Origin of the sequence: Aestuariibaculum marinum, assembly GCF_014596975.1 — a bacterium.
Taxonomy (GTDB): domain Bacteria; phylum Bacteroidota; class Bacteroidia; order Flavobacteriales; family Flavobacteriaceae; genus Aestuariibaculum; species Aestuariibaculum marinum.
On the sequence record NZ_JACVXD010000005.1, the window covers coordinates 141680 to 160382 of the forward strand.

The following is an 18703-nucleotide window of genomic DNA, read 5'->3' on the forward strand; positions in this document are numbered from 1 at the left end:
CTTATTCAACATGAGAAAAAAAATAATATATAGCCTAGTATTAATTGTTGTTTGTCTAACACAGGCCTGCGACAGTTATCTAGACTTGCAACCGGAAAACGGAACAACTCGTGACGAATTCTGGAAAACGAAAGAAGATGTTCAAGCCGCAGTTATAGGTATTTATTCCGGATTATTAAATACACCGGGATCAGGAACAACTATAGCAGAATACAGTTTTATGTATGGTGAACTTAGAGGAGGAATGGTTGGTGCTGGTGCTTTTTCCAGTGATGATCAAAGAGATATTATAACTTCTAATATTTTACCTGTAAATTCTGTTGCTTCGTGGGGGGCTTTTTATACGGTTATTAATTACTGTAACACGGTCATCGATTTGGCTCCAGATGTTTTAGCCTTAGACCCAACCTTTACCCAACAACAATTAGATCAGTATTTATCTGAAGCTTTAGCGATAAGAGCATATTTATATTTTACTTTGGCCAGAGCGTTTAGAGACGTGCCTTTAAAATTAGAAGCAACCTTATCTGACGATGATAATTTCCAAATACCAACATCAACACAAGAGGTTATTTTTGCTCAGGTCGTTACAGACTTAAAAGCAGCTTTAAATTCAGCGGTTGAAGATTATGGAGATATTCCTTCAAACAAAGGGCGCATAACAAAAGACGCTATAAATGCGATGCTAGCCGATGTATATTTATGGCAGGAAGATTATACCAATGCCTTAATGGCGGCCGATGAGGTTGTGAATTCTTCGGCAGGTTACGAGTTGATACCAGGAGGTCCATCTTGGTTCACCACTGTATTTGCCAGAGGAAATTCTATAGAAAGTATTTTCGAATTCCAATATACACCAGAAAATCGAGGACCTTTTAATGAGATATTTTTAAACAGACCAGAGTATTTAGCTGATGCAAGTGTATTAGAAGATGTTTTCGGTTTAGATTTTGAAGACCCAGAAAATAAAGATGTTCGTGGAGAGCGCGCTTCATTAGTTCCGGGTACGAATGAAATCTACAAATTTACAGGTCTAAATGTAGATCAAAGAAAATCAAATCAGGAATCTGATACCCATTGGTTCGTGTATCGTTATGCTGATGTGTTATTAATGAAAGCAGAAGCACTTAACGAATTAGATAGAGGCGATGAGGCTCTAGAGATTGTAGATGAGATTCGTGAGTCTAGATTAGCAATTGAACTTACAGAAGAACAAGTAACAGGAGCCGATAAACACGGTGTACGTATGTATATTTTAGCCGAAAGAGCGAGAGAACTTGCTTTTGAAGGTAAACGATGGTTTGATGTATTACGTAATGCTAGAAAAGATAATTATGCCTACATAGACATTATTTTAAATGTTGCTATTGAATCTGCTCCAGCGAACCAACAGCAAAGTATTGTTGCAAAATTAAAAGATCCTAACAGCCATTATTTACCAATTAATGAATATGAGCTGTACACTAACAAAGCCCTTGTGCAAAATCCATTTTACAAATAAAAAATTGTGTCATGAAAAATATATTCAAATTACCCAGTGTGTTACGATTTGTGTGTTTGACTCTTATTGCGACGGTAGTTTTATTTAACTGCTCGGAGGAAAAGTTTAAAGAGTCTACTGATGAGACCTTGAATATCACAGAGTTTTTAAGAGCCAATACAGAACAATATTCGTTGTTTCTTGAAATTTTAGATATTACGGATTATGCCTCGTTTATGAATACGTATGGAACATATACCTTGTTCCTGCCAACAAATGAAGCAGTTGAAGCTTACATGGCCGATTTAGGAGTCAGTACTCTGGCAAGTGTGCCTCTTGAAGATCTTCAAGAGCTTGCCAAGTTGCACATTTTAGAACAAAAAATTGTTACTACCTCCTTTACCGATGGAAAAATAACCTCACCTAGTATGCAGGGGCAATTCCTTATTACTGGAGCGGTTAATAGTGCGGACGGATCGAGTATTGTGGTAAATAAATCAGCAAAAATTACAACTTCAAATGTTGAGGTTGGAAATGGAGTTATACACGAAATTGATGAGGTTTTAAGAGTTGCTACAAAAACTCTAGCTGAAACAATTGAAAGCGATCCTTCATTATCATTATTTACTGAAGCTTTAAAAGCTACCGGCTGGTATGAGGAGCTTGATCGCCCGATTACTTATGTAGATAGTGTGCCATCTTATTTAAGTGTTATAGCGCAAACCAATGCCGTTTTTGAAGAGGCAGGATACAATAACTTAGATGATTTAAAAGCGAGATATAGCCATTTAGATGACCCTATGAATCCAGAAGATAGTTTAAACTTGTTTGTAGCTTATAGAATTTCTCCTGGGTTAAATTATTTAGCAGATTTAGCGGTTACGCCGGCATTATTAACTAAAGCACCTTTAGAAGTAATTAGTATTAAGTTGGCAGCAGATACGCTTTTAATCAACGAAGAAACGTTTAATGGTATACTTGAAAAAGGCGTTGAAATAGACAGAGATCCAAGTGATGAAACAACGTCTAACGGAGTGTTGCATTTAGTTAAGGAGAACTATTTTATTAAGAAACGTTTGCCTGCTCCAGTATATTTTGATCTTGGAGATCAGCCTGAGTTCAGACAATTAAGTTCTGTTTATAGAGTGCCAGGTATGTGGGCTTCATTGTCAGATGCCGAATTGGCTGATGTTACCTGGGAAGGTAGCCCAAGTGTAACATATTCATGTTTCGATTTAGGTAGTTCCAGTAGACCTGGATGGCATGGTGATGTTTTAGATATTCTTCGTTTAAGAGATGGGTATATCAATAATATAGAGTTTAACACACCAGTAATTATTAAAGGTCAGTATAAAGTATGGATTTCGTGGCGTCAAAATTCTAGAGCACCTAATTCAGTTAGAGCTTATTTTAATGATACGCCATTGGCAAGAACCTTTAATATGACAGAATATGGAGATAGTAGTACACCAGAGCGTGTTTTAGAGTCGCAAGGGTATAAACGTCATATATCACCATTTACATCAAGATATAACTGTAGATTATTAGGTGTTATTAATGTAGAAACGACAGGAAGGCACAAATTCAGGTTACAATCTTTGGCTTACGCTGGAGGTAACAGTTGGTTTGATGTTGTAGAGTTTAGACCGGTAGATATGGATCAGTTGTATCCTAAGTTCGAAGCCGGAGGAGACGGATTAATCTACGAATAAAAAGGCATAATATTAACTAAACTAATCCAATAAGGATGAAGATATCAATAAACAAATATTCTAAAGCTATATTAGCAAGTTTATCTCTTATGGCAGTCGTTTCATGTTCCGATCCATGGGACGACCATGCTGAGAGTTCTGACGATAATTTAAAGCAGAACTTGGGAGAGCGTCTTACCAGTATTTCTGAAACTTCAGAATTTGGTAAGTTGTTAACAGAAACAGGATACGATCGTGTACTTGCCAATACAAAGACATACACGGTTTGGGCGCCTACAAATGAAGCCATGGCGTCAGTTCCAGCCAACGAATTGGTAAATTTAAACAGTAAAAAGCGATTTGTAAGTAACCATATAGCGCTTACCGCTTTTGGGTCGATTTCAAATCAAGATACGGTAACTGTAAAAATGTTGTCTACTAAAAACCTTGAGTTTATAGGAGGCAAGGTTATGGATGGTGCTTCGGTAGTCACTGCAGATCAATATACTTCAAATGGAGTGTATCACATTGTAAGCGATGCATTGGTACCAAGATCTAATATCTGGGAGTATATTAAAAGTATGAATGGAAGTAATGCTATGAGCAGCTATTTACTATCGCTTAATGAATTTAATATTTACCAGTCTGATAGTACGGCTAAAGCTATGGCAGAGACCATGCCTGGTGTGTATTCCGATTCTTTAACGAATTCCTATTTAAAGAATGTTTATAATTTAAATAATGAAAATAATAAATACACTTTCTTTTTATTGGAAGATGATGCTTTCAATACCGAAGTTCAGAAGCTAGAGCCTTACTTAACAAAAAGTAATGCAGATTCAACTACAACCTATGCAAGTTATTTCACAACAAGGGATTTTGCGTTTCACAAGTCTATATCTCAGGAAAACCTACCGGATACATTAGTCTCAAGGTTTGGGGTAAAAGTACCAATTAATAAAGACAATATTATTCAACAAGTACCTTTAAGTAATGGTGTTTTATACATGGTAGGTGCTATGGATGTACCTTTAGAGACGAGACTTCTAACGAAACAAATTGAAGGAGAGAACCCAAGTGGTTTTAGTCAAGGAGATAAGCGTGGAAACACCTATTACAGAGAAAAGGAAGATTTGTATGGAGTGATGTTTAATGACATTATGGTACAGAATCATGGAGAACCATTATTCTCTATCTATTACGGTGCAAGTAATTTATACAGTACAACTTATAAAGTGTATTGGAGAGCTATAAACGATATCCAATCTAACACATTTCAACAACGTTTACGTTTTGGAGGAATGTTTAATGAGTTGGGAGAAGTTGTAGATCCGATAGCAACCTTAGATTACACAGATGTTCCTCCAAATATTTATGATGAGATATACATTGGGGAGTTTACGCTGGAAGAGGCAGGAGATTTAGATTTGATTTCTTTAATCGCTGCCAATTCAGGAAGTAACGGAGTGAACACGTTAACCTTAGATTATATTAAACTAGTACCAGTTATTAAATAATGTCTTTTAAACCAACTATTATGCTCAAAATATTTAAACTAACCGGTCTACTTTGTATACTTCTATTTGGTGGGGCTATAGGAAATCTTTATGCGCAGGATTCAGGTTCTAATGCAGAAAGTACCCAAACCAATAAAGGTATCGAAATAAAAGGCCTTATTAAAAATGCTAAAACAGGGGAAGGAATTTCCGGAATCAATGTTGCTGTAAAAGATTTTTCTGCAGCTATATCAGACGATGATGGTAATTTCTCAATTAAAGTTCCTCATTTAAATGCTTTATTAATGCTGAGTGCTGAAGGGTATCAAACAAAAGTGGTGCCTTTAAATAAAAGAGAAACAGGCTTGGAAATTAGTCTGTTTGAAGATAATTATTCTCAGTTTTACCAAAACGCAAATTTACCAGGAAGCGAAAAACGTCAATATTCAAATTCTAAGGCAGCCAATGTATTAGATTTTAATAAAGATCAATGGGGTAACCCGGTAAATCAATCTGTTGGAAACTTTTTGCAAGGTCGAATAGCAGGACTTAACAGTGTCGGGAAATCAGGTGTGCCTGGTGCAGGTGCTTATTTAACCTTAAGAGGTTTTAATTCACTTTATGCAACCAATAAACCACTTATTGTTGTTGATGGTATGGTCTATGATGATGAAGATTACGGTTCTGGAATCATTCAGTACAATAGTTCTTCTCCTTTAGCTTTAATTGATGTTAAAGATATTGAAGATGTTACCGTGCTAAAAGACGGGTCCTCAATATATGGGGTAAAGGGTGCTAATGGGGTGATTATCATTACAACAACCCGCCCAACTGAATTAAGTACTAAAATTGATTTTACCATGTATAGCGGTATGAACGAAGATCCAAAACAGTTACCCGTTATGCGTCCTTGGGAATTCAGACCTTATTTAACACAATTAATGGCGTCACGAGGCGATAGTCAGGAACAAATCGCTAGTATGCCATGGGTAAACGATAATCCGCAAGGTTTTAATTATTACCCATATCACAATGTAACAAACTGGCAGGATCAGGTATTTAAAAGTAGCACCAATCAGAACTATTTCTTGAAAGTAAGAGGTGGAGATGACATCGCTAAATACGGGCTTTCGGTAGGCTTTTTAAACAATCAAGGTGTTCTAGGGGAGTCTAACCTAAAACGCTACAGCACAAGGTTGAATGCAGCATTACGATTAACCGATAAGTTATCTGTTGATGCCAACCTATCGTTTATTTTTAACGAAGAAAATTTATATGATCAAGGGACTGCTTATAAAACAAGTCCTTTGCATTTAGCCTTAACCAAATCGCCATTTACAGCGGTTAATGTAATAGATGAACAAGGTGATGTGTCTCCAAATTTGGCTGATGTAGATATGTTTAATATAGGAAACCCTGTTTCGATATTAGAAAACGGATTTGGAATAAATAAGAATTATCGCTTTTTCGGAAACCTAAACTTCGATTATACTTTTAGTGATGCATTTAAAGCGAATTTAATTATAGGTTTAAATTATAATAAAGAGCGTGAGCGTTTCTTTATTCCAGATTTTGGTGTAGCTGATATTACATTACCAACAGCTATAGCTGGTAACCGAAGTGGTAGTGAAGTGCAACGTTACTATTCTCTATTTACAGATGCTTATTTGTCGTATACAAAAAGTATAGATTTTAAACACAATTTCGATGTACGTCTGGGATCACGGACCCAGTCTAACGAATCTGAAAGTGATTTAGGATTAGGGTATAATTCAGCAACCGATGATTTTACAACAGTAGGGTCTGGAAGTAACCTGTTAAGGTATGTTGGAGGTCAGTTAGGAGACTGGAAATGGGTAAATAACTATTTAAGTTTAGATTATAATTATGTAAATAAATACTTTGTTACACTTAATACCGCTTACGATGGTTCAAGTCGTTTTGGGGAAACGGTAAATTTTGCACCCATGGGAGCTGTTTCGGCAGCTTGGTTAATTTCATCAGAAAGCTTTTTAAAGGATTCAAACTTCATTAATCTTTTAAAATTAAGAGCTTCAGCAGGAGTTAGTGGTAATGACGATATTGGAAACTATACAGCCCAACAGTTATATGTGTCTCAAAATCTTTTGGGAATGCAAGGCTTGGTTAGAGGAAACATTGGAAATCCAGATCTTAAACATGAAAAGGTAACAAAATTTGATTTAGGATTAGATGTGGCTTTATTTAATGAACGCCTTAACGCAACTTTTGATGTGTATTCTAATAAAACCACAGATATGATAATCTATGAGTCAACAAATACGACTTCTGGTTTTGATTATATGGCTACTAATAGCGGTAGTATGCGAACTCAAGGTTTCGATTTAGGGCTTAATAGTCGCCTTATAAATACACCCGATGTTCAGTTCGATTTAGGAGTGAACTTAAGTGCCTACGAAAACGAAGTTTTAAACATTCCAAACGATCGTATCATAACTAATTTTGGAGGAGCAACTTATGTTACGCATGAAGGTCTTGATGCGAATTTATTCTATGGGTATCAAGCTAATGGTGTTTACAGTACCACAGCGCAAGCCAATGCAGACGGTTTATCACGTCGTTTATCTAATGGAACATTAGTGCCTTTTGGAGGTGGAGATGTCATTTTCGAGGATCTTAATGGAGATAAAATTATAGATGAAAAGGACCGTAAAATTATTGGTAACCCAAATCCAGATTTAACAGGTAGTGTAAGTGCTAACTTAACATTTAAAAAATTCACTATTTCAGGATTATTTAATTTCTCTGTAGGGAACGATATTTACAATGGAGTACGCAGAAGTTTAGAGTCTATGAGTAGTTTCGATAACCAGAGTATTGCAATTAACAATCGCTGGGTTGCTGAGGGACAGGAAACGTCAATTCCAAAAGCAACTTGGGGAGACCCAATGGGGAATGCGTCTTTTTCTAGTCGTTGGATAGAAGATGGCTCTTATTTAAGATTAAAAACCTTAATGGTGTCTTACGATGTAGCTATAGAGTCTAACCTGGTGAAGTACTTAAAATTATATGCAAGTGGAAACAATTTGTTTACAATAACCGACTATTTAGGGTACGATCCGGAGTTTAGTGCAACTTCTTCAATTTTCGGACAAGGAGCAGATATCGGGCTTATTCCGCAATTCACGACTGTTCAACTAGGGTTACGCTTAGGATTGTAATGAAACTAATTTTAGAGAAAAACATGAAGACAATGATAAAAATAACTAGAAATAAAATCACATTAGGAGCTTTAGCAGCTCTCTTGAGCCTAACTTCTTGTCAAGATTATCTAGATATAGAACCTAAAGATAAATTAAACAGTGATCAGGTATATCGTGATGTTTTCGATGCCGATGCTGCAGTGGTTGGGATATATGGTAAATTTATGGGCTTAGCTAAAAAGCACATTATATTAAATGAGCTGAGAGCCGATTTAATGAGCCCTACCGATAATGCCGATATGTATCTGCAGCAAATTAATGAGCATTCGGTAACTGAAGATAATCCTTATGCAAACCCAAAAGACTTTTACGAAGTCATTAATAATTGTAATGATGCGTTAAAAAACTTCATCATTATGAACCAGGAAAATAAGATGGATGAAAGCGAGTTTAATGAGCGCTATTCAGATATTGGAACCCTTCGTAGTTGGTTGTATTTGCAATTAGGAATGCATTATGGTGAAGTGCCATATATTACAGAGCCTATAACAAATATAGATGATGTTAAAAACGAAAATTTATATCCAAGATTGCAGTTAACAGAGCTTATTAATGAACTGGTAGACTTTACAGAATCTTTACCATATACAAGCCCATACAATGCAAATAGTACTTTAGTAATTGATGTTGATGGTTATAATACGGCAAAATTCTTCATTAATAAAGAGTGTTTATTAGGCGATTTAAATTTGTGGGCAAATAATTATACCGCTGCGGCTTCCCATTACAAAACAGTAATGGAAACCGCTAGCAACAGTGGTAGCGATTCTGAACGTTATGATGTATATCGTATAAAATGGGCGGAAATTGCCAGTAATAACGATTTAGCTGTTGGGTATATCAGATATAGAGAGCAAGATGCGCAGGCCCTAGTAAATAATAATACACAAGGTTGGCGTTCCATGTTCGCTAGAGAAAAAGACGTTTTATGGAATACAGAATGGATTTGGTCTATGCCTTTCGATAGTAATTTTGCACCTCAAAATCCGTTTGTAGATTTATTCTCAAATCAAGGAGGTGAATATTTAGTGAAACCATCAGAAAGTGCAATGGAGCTATGGGACGGTGAAGTGCAAAGAAATGGGTTTCCTTATGACGCACGTGGACAGAAATTCTCTTATAATATGATTAATGGTCAGCCCGTGATTATGAAGTATTTGTTTAAATATATTAATACGGATACGCAATTACCATTTGATGTATTTCAAACTGGAGGGGACTGGTTTTTATATAGAGCAGCAACATTACATTTAAGATATTCTGAAGCTGCCAACAGAGACAATCAACATAAAATAGCTGATGCCTTATTGAATTTTGGAATTCAGAGTGCTTATACCGTTAATGGGGTAACAGATGTTACAGATATAGAGCAAACGCATCAACCGTTTCCATACGATTTTGATGCAAGACAAGGAGATTTCCCTTTCTACAGGGGAGATTGGTATCGTAACACAGGTTTAAGAGGAAGAGCTTATGTTGAGCGTGCCGAGGTTATGGGAGATAGTTTAATATCTATCGAAAATAATTTAATAAAAGAAAGTGCTCTTGAATTAGCCTTTGAAGGAAATCGTTGGGGTGATCTTGTTCGTGTGGCATTGCGTCGTAATGATCCGGCCTTTTTAGCAGATAAGGTGTATAATAAGTTATACAAAGATGGTAATCCTAAGGCAGGCGAAGTGCGCAGTAAACTTATGAGTTCAAACAATTGGTATTTACCATTTGTATGGAAAGAAGATGAATAAAATTAAGAATTAGTCAAAGTTTATTCTTTAAAAACTCTAAGACATAGATAGTCTTAGAGTTTTTTTATAAATACTATTTTAAACTGTTAATTAAAGGGTGTTCAAAAGAAGACCATTTTGCGTAACCTTTCTCATTTAGGTGAACTCCATCTTTAGTTAATTCTTTAATTAAATCGCCGTTAGGGTCTGTAAATTCAGAAAACAAATCTATAACTTTGTAATAACCTTTCTTTTCATACTCTGTAATATACTTATTGGTTGCAATAATATCGGTTTTTAAATAATCGCGTCGGGTTGGTAAAATAGTACGAACGTAAATTAGGGTTTGAGGAGATTTTCTATTGATTTTTTTAGCTATCCTTAAAATGTTTTTAGCAATGTATTTTGATGAGGTGACAAGCTTAATGTATTTAAACCTTTTATCGGTATCTTCATAATGAAGACTTGACAAATCGTTTATTCCAATAAGAATAAAAACCGCCTTAGGTTTAAAATAAGTGATTTCATCTAAGCGTTTTAAAACACCATCGGTAACATCGCCGGCAATTCCGCGATTACTAATATTAAGGGTGTTAAATTTTTCATTCCAATCTCTACCTTGTTCCGTTATACTGTTTCCTATAAAAACAATGTCTCCAAACTTTAAAGGTGTATTTTTGAAATGTGTAATACGCGCTTTATAGTGTTTTTGCGTCCAGTTGTTATGATATTTTGAAGTAATCTCTTTTGATGGGTAAAGTTTTGAAATCACTGAAGATTGTGCTAAGGTCTGAAAAATAAAGACGATCGATAATAACGGAGTTAATATTTGTTTATTCATTTTTTTGGTAACAGGGTATATCATAAAATTATCATAAAATTAAAAACAGGTATAAGGGTATTTAAATTTACGACCGTAATATATAAAAATCAATAAGCCAATATTTTTTATGAGAGAGGAAAATTGAGGCAATTGGTTTTTAGGCTTCTCACTGAACTATATTTTTTCATAATATATAAAATTTGAATTAGTCACTCAAGAAAAGTGTAGAAGTAAAAAGGGTTACCCTGGTTGTAACCCTTTTATATTTAATCAATAAACTAAATTTATGAAGATTTCCGTATTTATCTTATCATTTCTAATGACGCTTAATAGCTTTTCACAAGGCACAGAGCAGGAGTTTAAAACACTTAACACCTATAAAGCATGTTTACTTAAGGGAGACAAATCATTGATTGGAGATTTTGTTTCGAAAGATTTTAGATTAGGGGTATATCAGGCGCCAATGGCGACAAAGTTTTTTGTAGATGTCATTGAAAAAGTAAATAAACCCAGCACAATGTATTGGGATGCCGTAACTGAAGAAAACGGAAAACGTTTTTGTACCGTGCATTATGTTTTTGGAGAGAAAGAGATTGTTTCTAATGTCGTTTTTTCAAGGAATGGAAAATTATTATACTCAGATTATTTAGATCAAAAAGGATTTGGATTTAATCGATATGGAGAATCAAAAAAAATAGCAACTTTCCCTTTCATTTATGACCGAGGTGCAATAATTATAAAAGCTAAATTAAACGATTCAGATCGAGTGTTAAATATGTTATTTGATACCGGAGCTGATGGAATGGCATTAACAGATAATTTAAAAGATGAAATAGGGATTAAAATAACAGAAGAACGCAATGTTTTTGTTCCAGGAGGCGAAATGAAAGTTAATTTTTCTTCAGGAAATACTTTAAAATTGGATGGTTTTGTATTAAAAAATCAAAATTTAGTTCTCTTTCCAAAAATAAGACCTGGGATAGATGGCATTCTTGGAGGTTCAAACTTTTTTAGAAGTTATATTACGGAAGTGAATTTCGAGCGCCATGAAATTATTTTGTATTCCTTTGGAGAGAACAGCTTTTTTAAAGATTATAACTCGACAGAATTTCGATATTCCGAAGGGATTCCAACTATTCCCATTACTATCAATTCCGGAAGAAATACTTTTGAATCAGAATTTATTTTAGATGCAGGGGCAGGCTATCAGGCTATTATGTTTGGTTCTGGAACAAAATTAGAGGACGAAAGTTTGCTAATCAAGAGTATGAAACCTCTATATAATACAGTAAATAAGAGTGTCGGGCATCAATCTCCAGTACAAGTGGGGCTTACGGATAGCATTTCTTTCGCCGGACTAACATTTAATAAAGCGAGTTTGGCAGTAGAATCGTATGAAGAAGGTAGACATAAAGGCCATAATGTATTAGGGTCTATTGGTATTCAGTTTTTGCGCCGATTTAATTGGGTTATCGACTTAAATACTTATAATTTATATACCAAAATGAACCCTGAAACTATGTTGCCCTTAGATTTCGTGATAGACAATTACATAATTGGTTATATAAACAATGTATTGGCTGTAAAACGAAATTTAACTACCGAACAAGGTAGAGATGCCGGTGAGGATGATCCATTAAAAATATGGGACCGCATTATAAGTATTGAAGGTATTTCTGCAAAGGAGTTAGATGATCAAAAGATTTCTAAGTTACAACAACAGGACAGTTTAAAGTTACAAGTGTTGAGAAAAGGAAAACCCTTAGAGGTAATCCTTTAAAAAGTTATAGGTTTTGAAAATTTAAAAGCAGCCTTGAAATTAATTTTCAGGCTGCTTTTGCTTTTAAATGTTTGTTACTTTTGCGGTATGGATAATTTTACAAACGAGTTTTTTGGAATAGGAATTCAGAACGGAAAAACTCCGGAAAACTTAGGGGTGTTATGGCGTTCAGCTCAAAATTTAGGAGCTAGTTTTATTTTTACAATTGGAAATCGGTATGCAAAGCAGGCTTGTGATACGCACAATGCTGTAAAAGCGATGCCTTATTTTCATTATGAAACCTTTGACGATTTTTTTAATAACTTACCTAAAGGTGCGAGATTAGTAGGGGTGGAGCTTACCGATCAAGCTGTGCCATTGGAAACCTTTCATCACCCGAGACGTTGTGTGTATTTATTAGGAGCCGAAGATCACGGATTGTCCAAACAAGCCATTGAAAAATCTCATTTTTTAGTGAAATTTAAATCGGAATTAAGTTTAAATGTATCTGTCGCCGGAAGTATTGTAATGTACGATAGAGGTATTGATAAACCGAGATCTTAATCGGAGTTATAATTTACTGGTTACTAAAATAATTTTAGTGTCATTTAAATCTGTGGTGAAAAAAAGGTAGGTGTTTCCCCCATCCTTAATTTTGAACTTTTTTCGAAGTTGTTCAACTGTTTCAGGGAAATTTCGAGTGGTGATGTTGGCTTTTGTTATCCCCAGTTTTTTAAGTTCTTTTTTGTTATAGGCGATAGTTGATTCAATTTTAAAACTTCTTCCGGGGAAATCTATAGCTTTATCACTTGTGTATAAATGAGAGTGTTTATGTAATTTATCAACTTTCAATTGGTTACTAATTGAATGAAAACCACCAGCCTTTAAAATCGCACTGTTTGGTTCGTATAGAAAGGATAGGGGTTCGCTATAATTGGAATCTAAAGTTTTTTCTACTTCAAAAGAGAAATTAAATACTTCCTTTTGGTCATTTTTAAGATTAACCGTATCAATGGAAATATCTCCTGTAAAACCCGCCTCCAAAACCCAAAGGAGTTCTTTAACCTCGTTGTTTAAGGCTACAACATGAATGGTTTTAACAAACTTCAATTCATCGATGCCAATTGAGAAATCGAGTAATGGCGATGTTTTTATTAATATGTTTTTTGACCGTTTAAATAAAAGGTCTAAATGTTCTGGAACGTTAGGTAGGCAATCCTTTAAGAAGAATACTTTACCCTTGCTATCATGGCGTCTTGACGGGTCGATATATATCCAGTCGTAGGTTTTATTATTGTTTTCGAGCATCTGCATACCGTCAACTGCATGGTTATGAACATTATTTACTCTTAGTTTTTTGTAGTTATGTTCAACTATTTCGGAAAGTGATTTGTTAATTTCACAATGTTCAACACTTTTAAACACTTTTGAGAAATAGAAACAGTCTACCCCAAAACCACCGGTTAAATCAATTATAGACTCGCCTGAAATTAAACTTGTTTTGTATTCAGCAGTAATTTCAGATGATGTTTGTTCTATGTTTAATTTATTTGGGTAATAAATATTTTTGGTATTAAACCAAGACGGTAATTTTTTTTCACAGCGTTTTTTTGCTTCTATCTGTTCCATAAGATCTTTGATTTCAATAGAAGGAAACGGCGAACCTTTAAAAATTAACGAGGTGATATCAGAATTTAAATGAGTATTAATAAATTCTTGGACTTCACTATTTAGAATTTCAGTATTCAATTGGGATTATAAATCTTTAGTGAGCTTTTTTACGATGCTATTTTCAGATAAAAACTCTTTTAAAACAACTTTCATTGCGGTATACGCAGGAATGGCCAAAATTAACCCAATTACCCCAAATAAAATACCGGTAATTAAAATTACAAGGAAAATTTCCAATGGATGTGATTTTACACTTTTTGAAAATATAAAAGGCTGACTAAAAAAATTATCGACTAATTGACCTATTAAAAATACGATAAACACCCAGAATGTTTTGGGTAATATAATCTGGCTGAAATTTTCACCTAAGTGACTTGTCATGGTTAATGTTAGCATTAAAGCCATGCTTATTAATGGTCCAATATAAGGAATTAGGTTTAGCAAAGCGCATAAAAAAGCGATGACAATGGGGTTTTCTATACCCACGATAAGTAATCCTGTGGTATAGATTACAAACAAAATAGATATTTGCAGAATTAAACCAACGAAATATCTGGATAGCAAATCCTTAATTTTTGTTGAAGAGTTTTTCCACTGTGTTTCTTTGTTATCTGGTATAAAAATTAAGATACCATGCTCGAACAATTTACTGTCTTTTAAAAAGAAAAAGGAAATAAATAAAACTGAAAACAATCCAACACTAAAACTACCTAATCCACTAACTACTGTATTTAAAAAGGAAGGAATTAAGGATAAATCAAGCTTGGATAGTAGTTTCGTTTCTTCAAGAGATTGACGCACATCAATCTTCCTTAAGTCGAAATAATTAATAATTTCGCTATATAAATTATCAATATTTGTTTGTAACTGATTGATGTTAAGTAAAGATAATTTATGCCCTTGTTCAATTATTAAAGGGATGAACATGGTTACAAGCCCAATAACTGTACCTAATAAAAATACTATGGTAAACACCACAGCTAAGGTGCTTTTAAATTTTAATCGATTCGTTAAAAACATCACGATTGGTCTCCCGATTAAGGAAATAACCGAGGCAATAATCAGATAGCTAATTGCCGATTGAATTTTATAAACAAAGAAGAGGAGTAACGCCACACCTAAAAGAATGGCAATAGCTCTTAAAATACCGTTAGCAATGATTTTTGAATTCATTTAGTAAATATAATAAAACGGATTACAAAAGTTACTTAGGTTTTTGATATAAAGTTTATTGTCTTGAATGTTAAAGTTCGAAAGTGTATAATTCTCCTTTTTTAAGCTTGATTTCTTTAAATGTATCTCCATAAATTAATTTGAATTGATGGTCGAATTCAGATGTTATTGTTAACTTTTCTAATTGGTTATTACGCCAAACAATATCAAAAGTTAACCCGCCTCGTCCTTTTAAGCCTTTAACCGATCCATCTTTCCATGCTTTTGGTAAGGCTGGTAAAATACGAATAACGTTATCTTCATGCGACTGTAATAACATTTCGGCAACGCCTGCTGTATAACCAAAATTACCATCAATTTGAAAGGGTGGATGTAAATCGAAAAGGTTTTTACCTATAGATTTTTTAATCAGTAGTTGGATGTGTTCATGAGCCATTTCAGAATCAAGAAGTCTGGCGCTACAATTAATTAACCAGGCTCGACTCCAACCCGTACCAGCACCACCATGCGCTAAACGGTAGTCTAAAGTTTTTTTAACCGCATCAAATAATTCCGGATAGCTTTCTTTGGTAACGCTATTGCCCGGATGAAATCCATAAAGGTGAGACATATGTCTGTGTCCCGGCTCTGGTTCTTCATAAGGCCGGTCCCATTCCAAAATTCTTCCGTCATCTCCTAAAACAAATCCAGGGCGCAATTGAATTTTCTGCTGTTTTATTTTTTCAACAAAATCATTTTGAATATTTAAAATAGCGCAGGTTTTTAAGTAATTTTCAAAAACTTCATGAATGACTTGTTGGTCCATAGCACTGCCCAAACAGGTGGCTACTTTATTACCTTTTTGGTTAATGAATCGGTTTTCAGGAGAAGTGGAGGGTGCTGAAATTAAAGAACCATCTCGAGGATCTTCAATAAGCCAATCACTATAAAATTTTGTGATCTCATTAAGAACAGGGTATACGCGTTTTTTTAAGAAGTTTTTATCTTTTGTAAATCTATAATGTTGCCAGTAATGTTGCATGAGCCAGCCTCCAGCTCCCATAGAACACCCCCAAAATGCGGTAGGCGCGCGTAACCAGGTTGGTCCCCATAAGTCGGTGGCATGCGGAATGAAAGATCCTGAACATCCAAAGTTTTTACTGGCTGTAGTTTTTCCATTTTCAACCAGCATATCGACATAGTCAAAAAACGGATTGATAAGTTCTCCAAGTCCTGTCATATCGGCTAGCCAATAATTCATTTGTAAATTAATGTTAGCGTGATAGTCGGCATTCCAGGGAGCTTTAATATGTTGATTCCATAAGCCTTGTAAATTAGCTGGATTCGAGCCTTCTCTTGATGATGATATTAATAAGTAACGTCCGTAATTAAATAGCAAAGTTTCTAACCCCGTGTCAATAGCTCCATTCTTAATAGCTTCTATTCTTTGATCTGTTGGAATATTGCTATAATCATTGTCGTTATTTAATTGAAGTTTAACTCTTGAATAAAATTCTTGGTAATCTTTTATATGAGGTTCTTTAAGGTCATCAAAAGATTTAGAGCCAATAGCTTTTAAGTTCTTTTGATTTTGTTTTTTGTAGTCATCAAAATAGTACGATGTATTATTTACAATATATATGGTGGCTTTTTTTACGTTTTTCAGTTCTAAATAATCGCTAGTAGCTAAAACACTTCCAGACTCATTAATCACTTTTAAAGCAGTTTCAAATTTAACGCCATGCGTAATGGGGTTAGGTTGCGAATTAAACTTGCCTTCACGTTGCGTTACTTCTCCTTGCATAAGAAGAAGTCCGTCCTTAGTAGTGAATGACTTTGCTGTTTCAAAACCTGCATCTTTAGGACGGCTAAGTTTTAGTTTAGCAGTAATTCCTTTTGGGTTTTCAGTTTTTAATTCAATAACAATCGCTTTGTGCGGATGCGATACCAGTATGTTTTCGGTAAATACATAGCCATTAGATTTGAAAGAAACCTGTGAGGTGGCATTTTCAAGATTCAGTTCACGACGATAATCGATGATATTATCATGTTTGAAATCGATAAATAAATCGCCTAATGTTTGGTGAGACCTTACAATGGTTTTATTTGAAAATTTAGCAACAAACAAACTGTCTGCAGCTTCGTTATTCCCTTTAAATAATAACTCTCTAATATGTTTAAGGTCTTCTTTGTTACCGTCTGGTTCTATCCAATCTGGATCATTGCCAGGCCACATAGAATCGTCGTTTAACTGAATGCGTTCATTGGTGGTATTCCCGAAAACCATAACCCCAATTTTACCATTACCTTGTGGGAGCGCTTCGTTCCAGTTACTGGCAGGTTGATCGTACCAGAGTAGGTGTTCTTGTCCATTACAGAATGAAGAAAATAAAAGTGTTAGAAGATAGATTAACTTGAAGTTCGTTTTTAATGGGGAATTCATTTCTAGATTGTTAGTTTTTATTTACAAAGAAGCTAAAAATTAATAAAAAAGAGGGGAATATATTCTTCTTTGAGGTGTACTTTTTTACAAAAGTTGCTTGGTTATTTCGTATAACGCTATGTTTGTGGCTTGTACCACATTCATACTGCTGTTTTGTCCAAACATATCGATATGAATAACGGCATCAGCAATATTTAAAATGGCTTCTGAAACCCCAAAATTTTCATCGCCAACAACTAAAGCAATGGGTTTTTCTGATGAAAGTTTAAAAGTGTGAATAGGTTGACTTGTACTTGTAATTTCAAGAGCGACAATAAAATGGTCTTTTTTTAGATTTTCTATTTGGTCTAAAGCCGATTCGCAAATTTCAAACGGAACAACTTTTTCGGTAGCACGAGAGGTTTTAGCTGTTTTTCGTCCTAAGGTTATGTCTTTTCCGCAAAGGATCAATTTTTCAACACCAAAGGCATCACACATTCTAAACAAGCTTCCAATGTTTGGAGCGTTAGTAACGTTATCTCCAATTACTGTAATTGGAAACGTGTGTTTGTTAAAATTAGATGTGTAATGGGTGAGTTGCATGTTAATGTTCGAAAGCATATTTAACAATATTAGCGCCCATTTTCAGGGCTTTTTCTCTAACATTTTCTGGATCGTTATGAACTGCAGGATCTTCCCAACCATCACCTAGATCACTTTCAAAAGTGAACAATAAGATTAATCGATCTTCATGGAATAAACCAAAGGCCTGAGGGCGTTTTCCATCGTGTTCGTGGATTTTAGGTAAACCATTAGGAAAAGGATAAGCAATATTAAAAATCTCGTGATTCGGAGGTAATTCAATCAAATCTTTATCAGGAAAAACCTTTTTTAATTCTTTGATAATGTACGGTTGCATACCGTAATTATCATCGATGTGCAAAAAACCACCAGAGATTAAATAGTTACGAAGGTTTTCTACATCATTATCACTAAAAAATACATTACCGTGCCCCGTCATGTGAACGAATGGAAACTGAAATAAATCCGGACTATCCACTTCAACAGTCTGTGGTTTCGGATTGATTTGTGTGTTGATGTTTTGATTGCAAAAGGCAATTAAATTGGGCAGTGAAGTAGGGTTGGCATACCAGTCGCCACCCCCTTTATATTTTACAAAAGCGAGTTCTTGTGTAAATCCGCATAAGGATAAAAGTAAAGCGAATGTCGATAAAACTCGTTTCAT

The 18703-nt window shown here is 34.7% G+C and carries 13 protein-coding genes; 7 read left to right on the top strand and 6 right to left on the bottom strand.

Annotated elements, in window-relative coordinates; translation table 11 throughout:
• The first annotated feature begins 10 nt into the window (after positions 1 to 10).
• From ICJ85_RS10630 to ICJ85_RS10650, 5 genes are read left to right on the top strand one after another with little or no spacing between them, the layout of a single operon-like run.
• Positions 11 to 1501, top strand: a complete 1491-nt coding sequence (locus ICJ85_RS10630; RefSeq protein ID WP_188223770.1) for a RagB/SusD family nutrient uptake outer membrane protein — start codon at positions 11 to 13, stop codon at positions 1499 to 1501.
• A gap of 11 nt (positions 1502 to 1512) precedes the next feature.
• A complete protein-coding gene (locus tag ICJ85_RS10635; protein WP_188223771.1) occupies positions 1513 to 3192 on the top strand; it encodes a fasciclin domain-containing protein in 1680 nt (559 codons plus the stop codon).
• A 35-nt stretch (positions 3193 to 3227) separates the two neighbouring features.
• A complete protein-coding gene (locus tag ICJ85_RS10640; protein WP_188223772.1) occupies positions 3228 to 4688 on the top strand; it encodes a fasciclin domain-containing protein in 1461 nt (486 codons plus the stop codon).
• A gap of 20 nt (positions 4689 to 4708) precedes the next feature.
• Positions 4709 to 7867, top strand: a complete 3159-nt coding sequence (locus ICJ85_RS10645; RefSeq protein WP_241739531.1) for a SusC/RagA family TonB-linked outer membrane protein — start codon at positions 4709 to 4711, stop codon at positions 7865 to 7867.
• 32 nt (positions 7868 to 7899) lie between these two features.
• Entirely contained in the window at positions 7900 to 9651 is a 1752-nt protein-coding gene (locus tag ICJ85_RS10650; protein WP_188223774.1) for a RagB/SusD family nutrient uptake outer membrane protein, read from the top strand.
• A 73-nt stretch (positions 9652 to 9724) separates the two neighbouring features.
• Here the strand turns inward: ICJ85_RS10650 and ICJ85_RS10655 are convergent, their stop codons facing one another.
• Entirely contained in the window at positions 9725 to 10471 is a 747-nt protein-coding gene (locus tag ICJ85_RS10655) for a GDSL-type esterase/lipase family protein (protein ID WP_188223775.1), read from the bottom strand.
• 268 nt (positions 10472 to 10739) lie between these two features.
• Between ICJ85_RS10655 and ICJ85_RS10660 the strand changes: the two genes are divergently transcribed.
• Complete coding sequence (locus ICJ85_RS10660) at positions 10740 to 12233, top strand: aspartyl protease family protein (protein ID WP_188223776.1); 1494 nt, start codon at positions 10740 to 10742, stop codon at positions 12231 to 12233.
• Between the two features lie 87 nt (positions 12234 to 12320).
• Positions 12321 to 12776 carry an RNA methyltransferase gene (locus tag ICJ85_RS10665; RefSeq protein WP_188223777.1) on the top strand — a complete coding sequence of 152 codons (456 nt, stop codon included), beginning with the start codon at positions 12321 to 12323 and terminating at the stop codon, positions 12774 to 12776.
• A gap of 6 nt (positions 12777 to 12782) precedes the next feature.
• Here ICJ85_RS10665 and ICJ85_RS10670 read toward each other — a convergent pair whose 3' ends face one another.
• The 5 genes from ICJ85_RS10670 to ICJ85_RS10690 form a co-directional block, all read right to left on the bottom strand.
• Positions 12783 to 13961 carry a THUMP-like domain-containing protein gene (locus tag ICJ85_RS10670; RefSeq protein ID WP_188223778.1) on the bottom strand — a complete coding sequence of 393 codons (1179 nt, stop codon included), beginning with the start codon at positions 13959 to 13961 and terminating at the stop codon, positions 12783 to 12785.
• A gap of 6 nt (positions 13962 to 13967) precedes the next feature.
• On the bottom strand, positions 13968 to 15056 hold the full coding sequence (locus ICJ85_RS10675; RefSeq protein WP_188223779.1) for an AI-2E family transporter: 1089 nt from the start codon (positions 15054 to 15056) through the stop codon (positions 13968 to 13970).
• Between the two features lie 70 nt (positions 15057 to 15126).
• A complete protein-coding gene (locus ICJ85_RS10680) occupies positions 15127 to 17478 on the bottom strand; it encodes a glycoside hydrolase family 95 protein (RefSeq protein ID WP_188223780.1) in 2352 nt (783 codons plus the stop codon).
• An 84-nt stretch (positions 17479 to 17562) separates the two neighbouring features.
• The gene (locus ICJ85_RS10685; RefSeq protein WP_188223855.1) at positions 17563 to 18060 is read right to left on the bottom strand and encodes a TrmH family RNA methyltransferase; all 498 of its coding nucleotides are present in this window, start codon (positions 18058 to 18060) and stop codon (positions 17563 to 17565) included.
• Between the two features lies 1 nt (position 18061).
• A complete protein-coding gene (locus ICJ85_RS10690) occupies positions 18062 to 18703 on the bottom strand; it encodes a DUF4159 domain-containing protein (protein WP_188223781.1) in 642 nt (213 codons plus the stop codon).

Coding starts and splice junctions, on each gene's coding strand:
- ICJ85_RS10640 (WP_188223772.1), top strand. CDS start 3,228: ATGAAGATATCAATAAACAAATATTCTAAAGCTATATTAGCAAGTTTA.
- ICJ85_RS10645 (WP_241739531.1), top strand. CDS start 4,709: ATGCTCAAAATATTTAAACTAACCGGTCTACTTTGTATACTTCTATTT.
- ICJ85_RS10690 (WP_188223781.1), bottom strand. CDS start 18,703: ATGAAACGAGTTTTATCGACATTCGCTTTACTTTTATCCTTATGCGGA.
- ICJ85_RS10675 (WP_188223779.1), bottom strand. CDS start 15,056: ATGAATTCAAAAATCATTGCTAACGGTATTTTAAGAGCTATTGCCATT.
- ICJ85_RS10650 (WP_188223774.1), top strand. CDS start 7,900: ATGATAAAAATAACTAGAAATAAAATCACATTAGGAGCTTTAGCAGCT.
- ICJ85_RS10660 (WP_188223776.1), top strand. CDS start 10,740: ATGAAGATTTCCGTATTTATCTTATCATTTCTAATGACGCTTAATAGC.
- ICJ85_RS10635 (WP_188223771.1), top strand. CDS start 1,513: ATGAAAAATATATTCAAATTACCCAGTGTGTTACGATTTGTGTGTTTG.
- ICJ85_RS10680 (WP_188223780.1), bottom strand. CDS start 17,478: ATGAATTCCCCATTAAAAACGAACTTCAAGTTAATCTATCTTCTAACA.
- ICJ85_RS10630 (WP_188223770.1), top strand. CDS start 11: ATGAGAAAAAAAATAATATATAGCCTAGTATTAATTGTTGTTTGTCTA.
- ICJ85_RS10685 (WP_188223855.1), bottom strand. CDS start 18,060: ATGCAACTCACCCATTACACATCTAATTTTAACAAACACACGTTTCCA.
- ICJ85_RS10655 (WP_188223775.1), bottom strand. CDS start 10,471: ATGAATAAACAAATATTAACTCCGTTATTATCGATCGTCTTTATTTTT.
- ICJ85_RS10665 (WP_188223777.1), top strand. CDS start 12,321: ATGGATAATTTTACAAACGAGTTTTTTGGAATAGGAATTCAGAACGGA.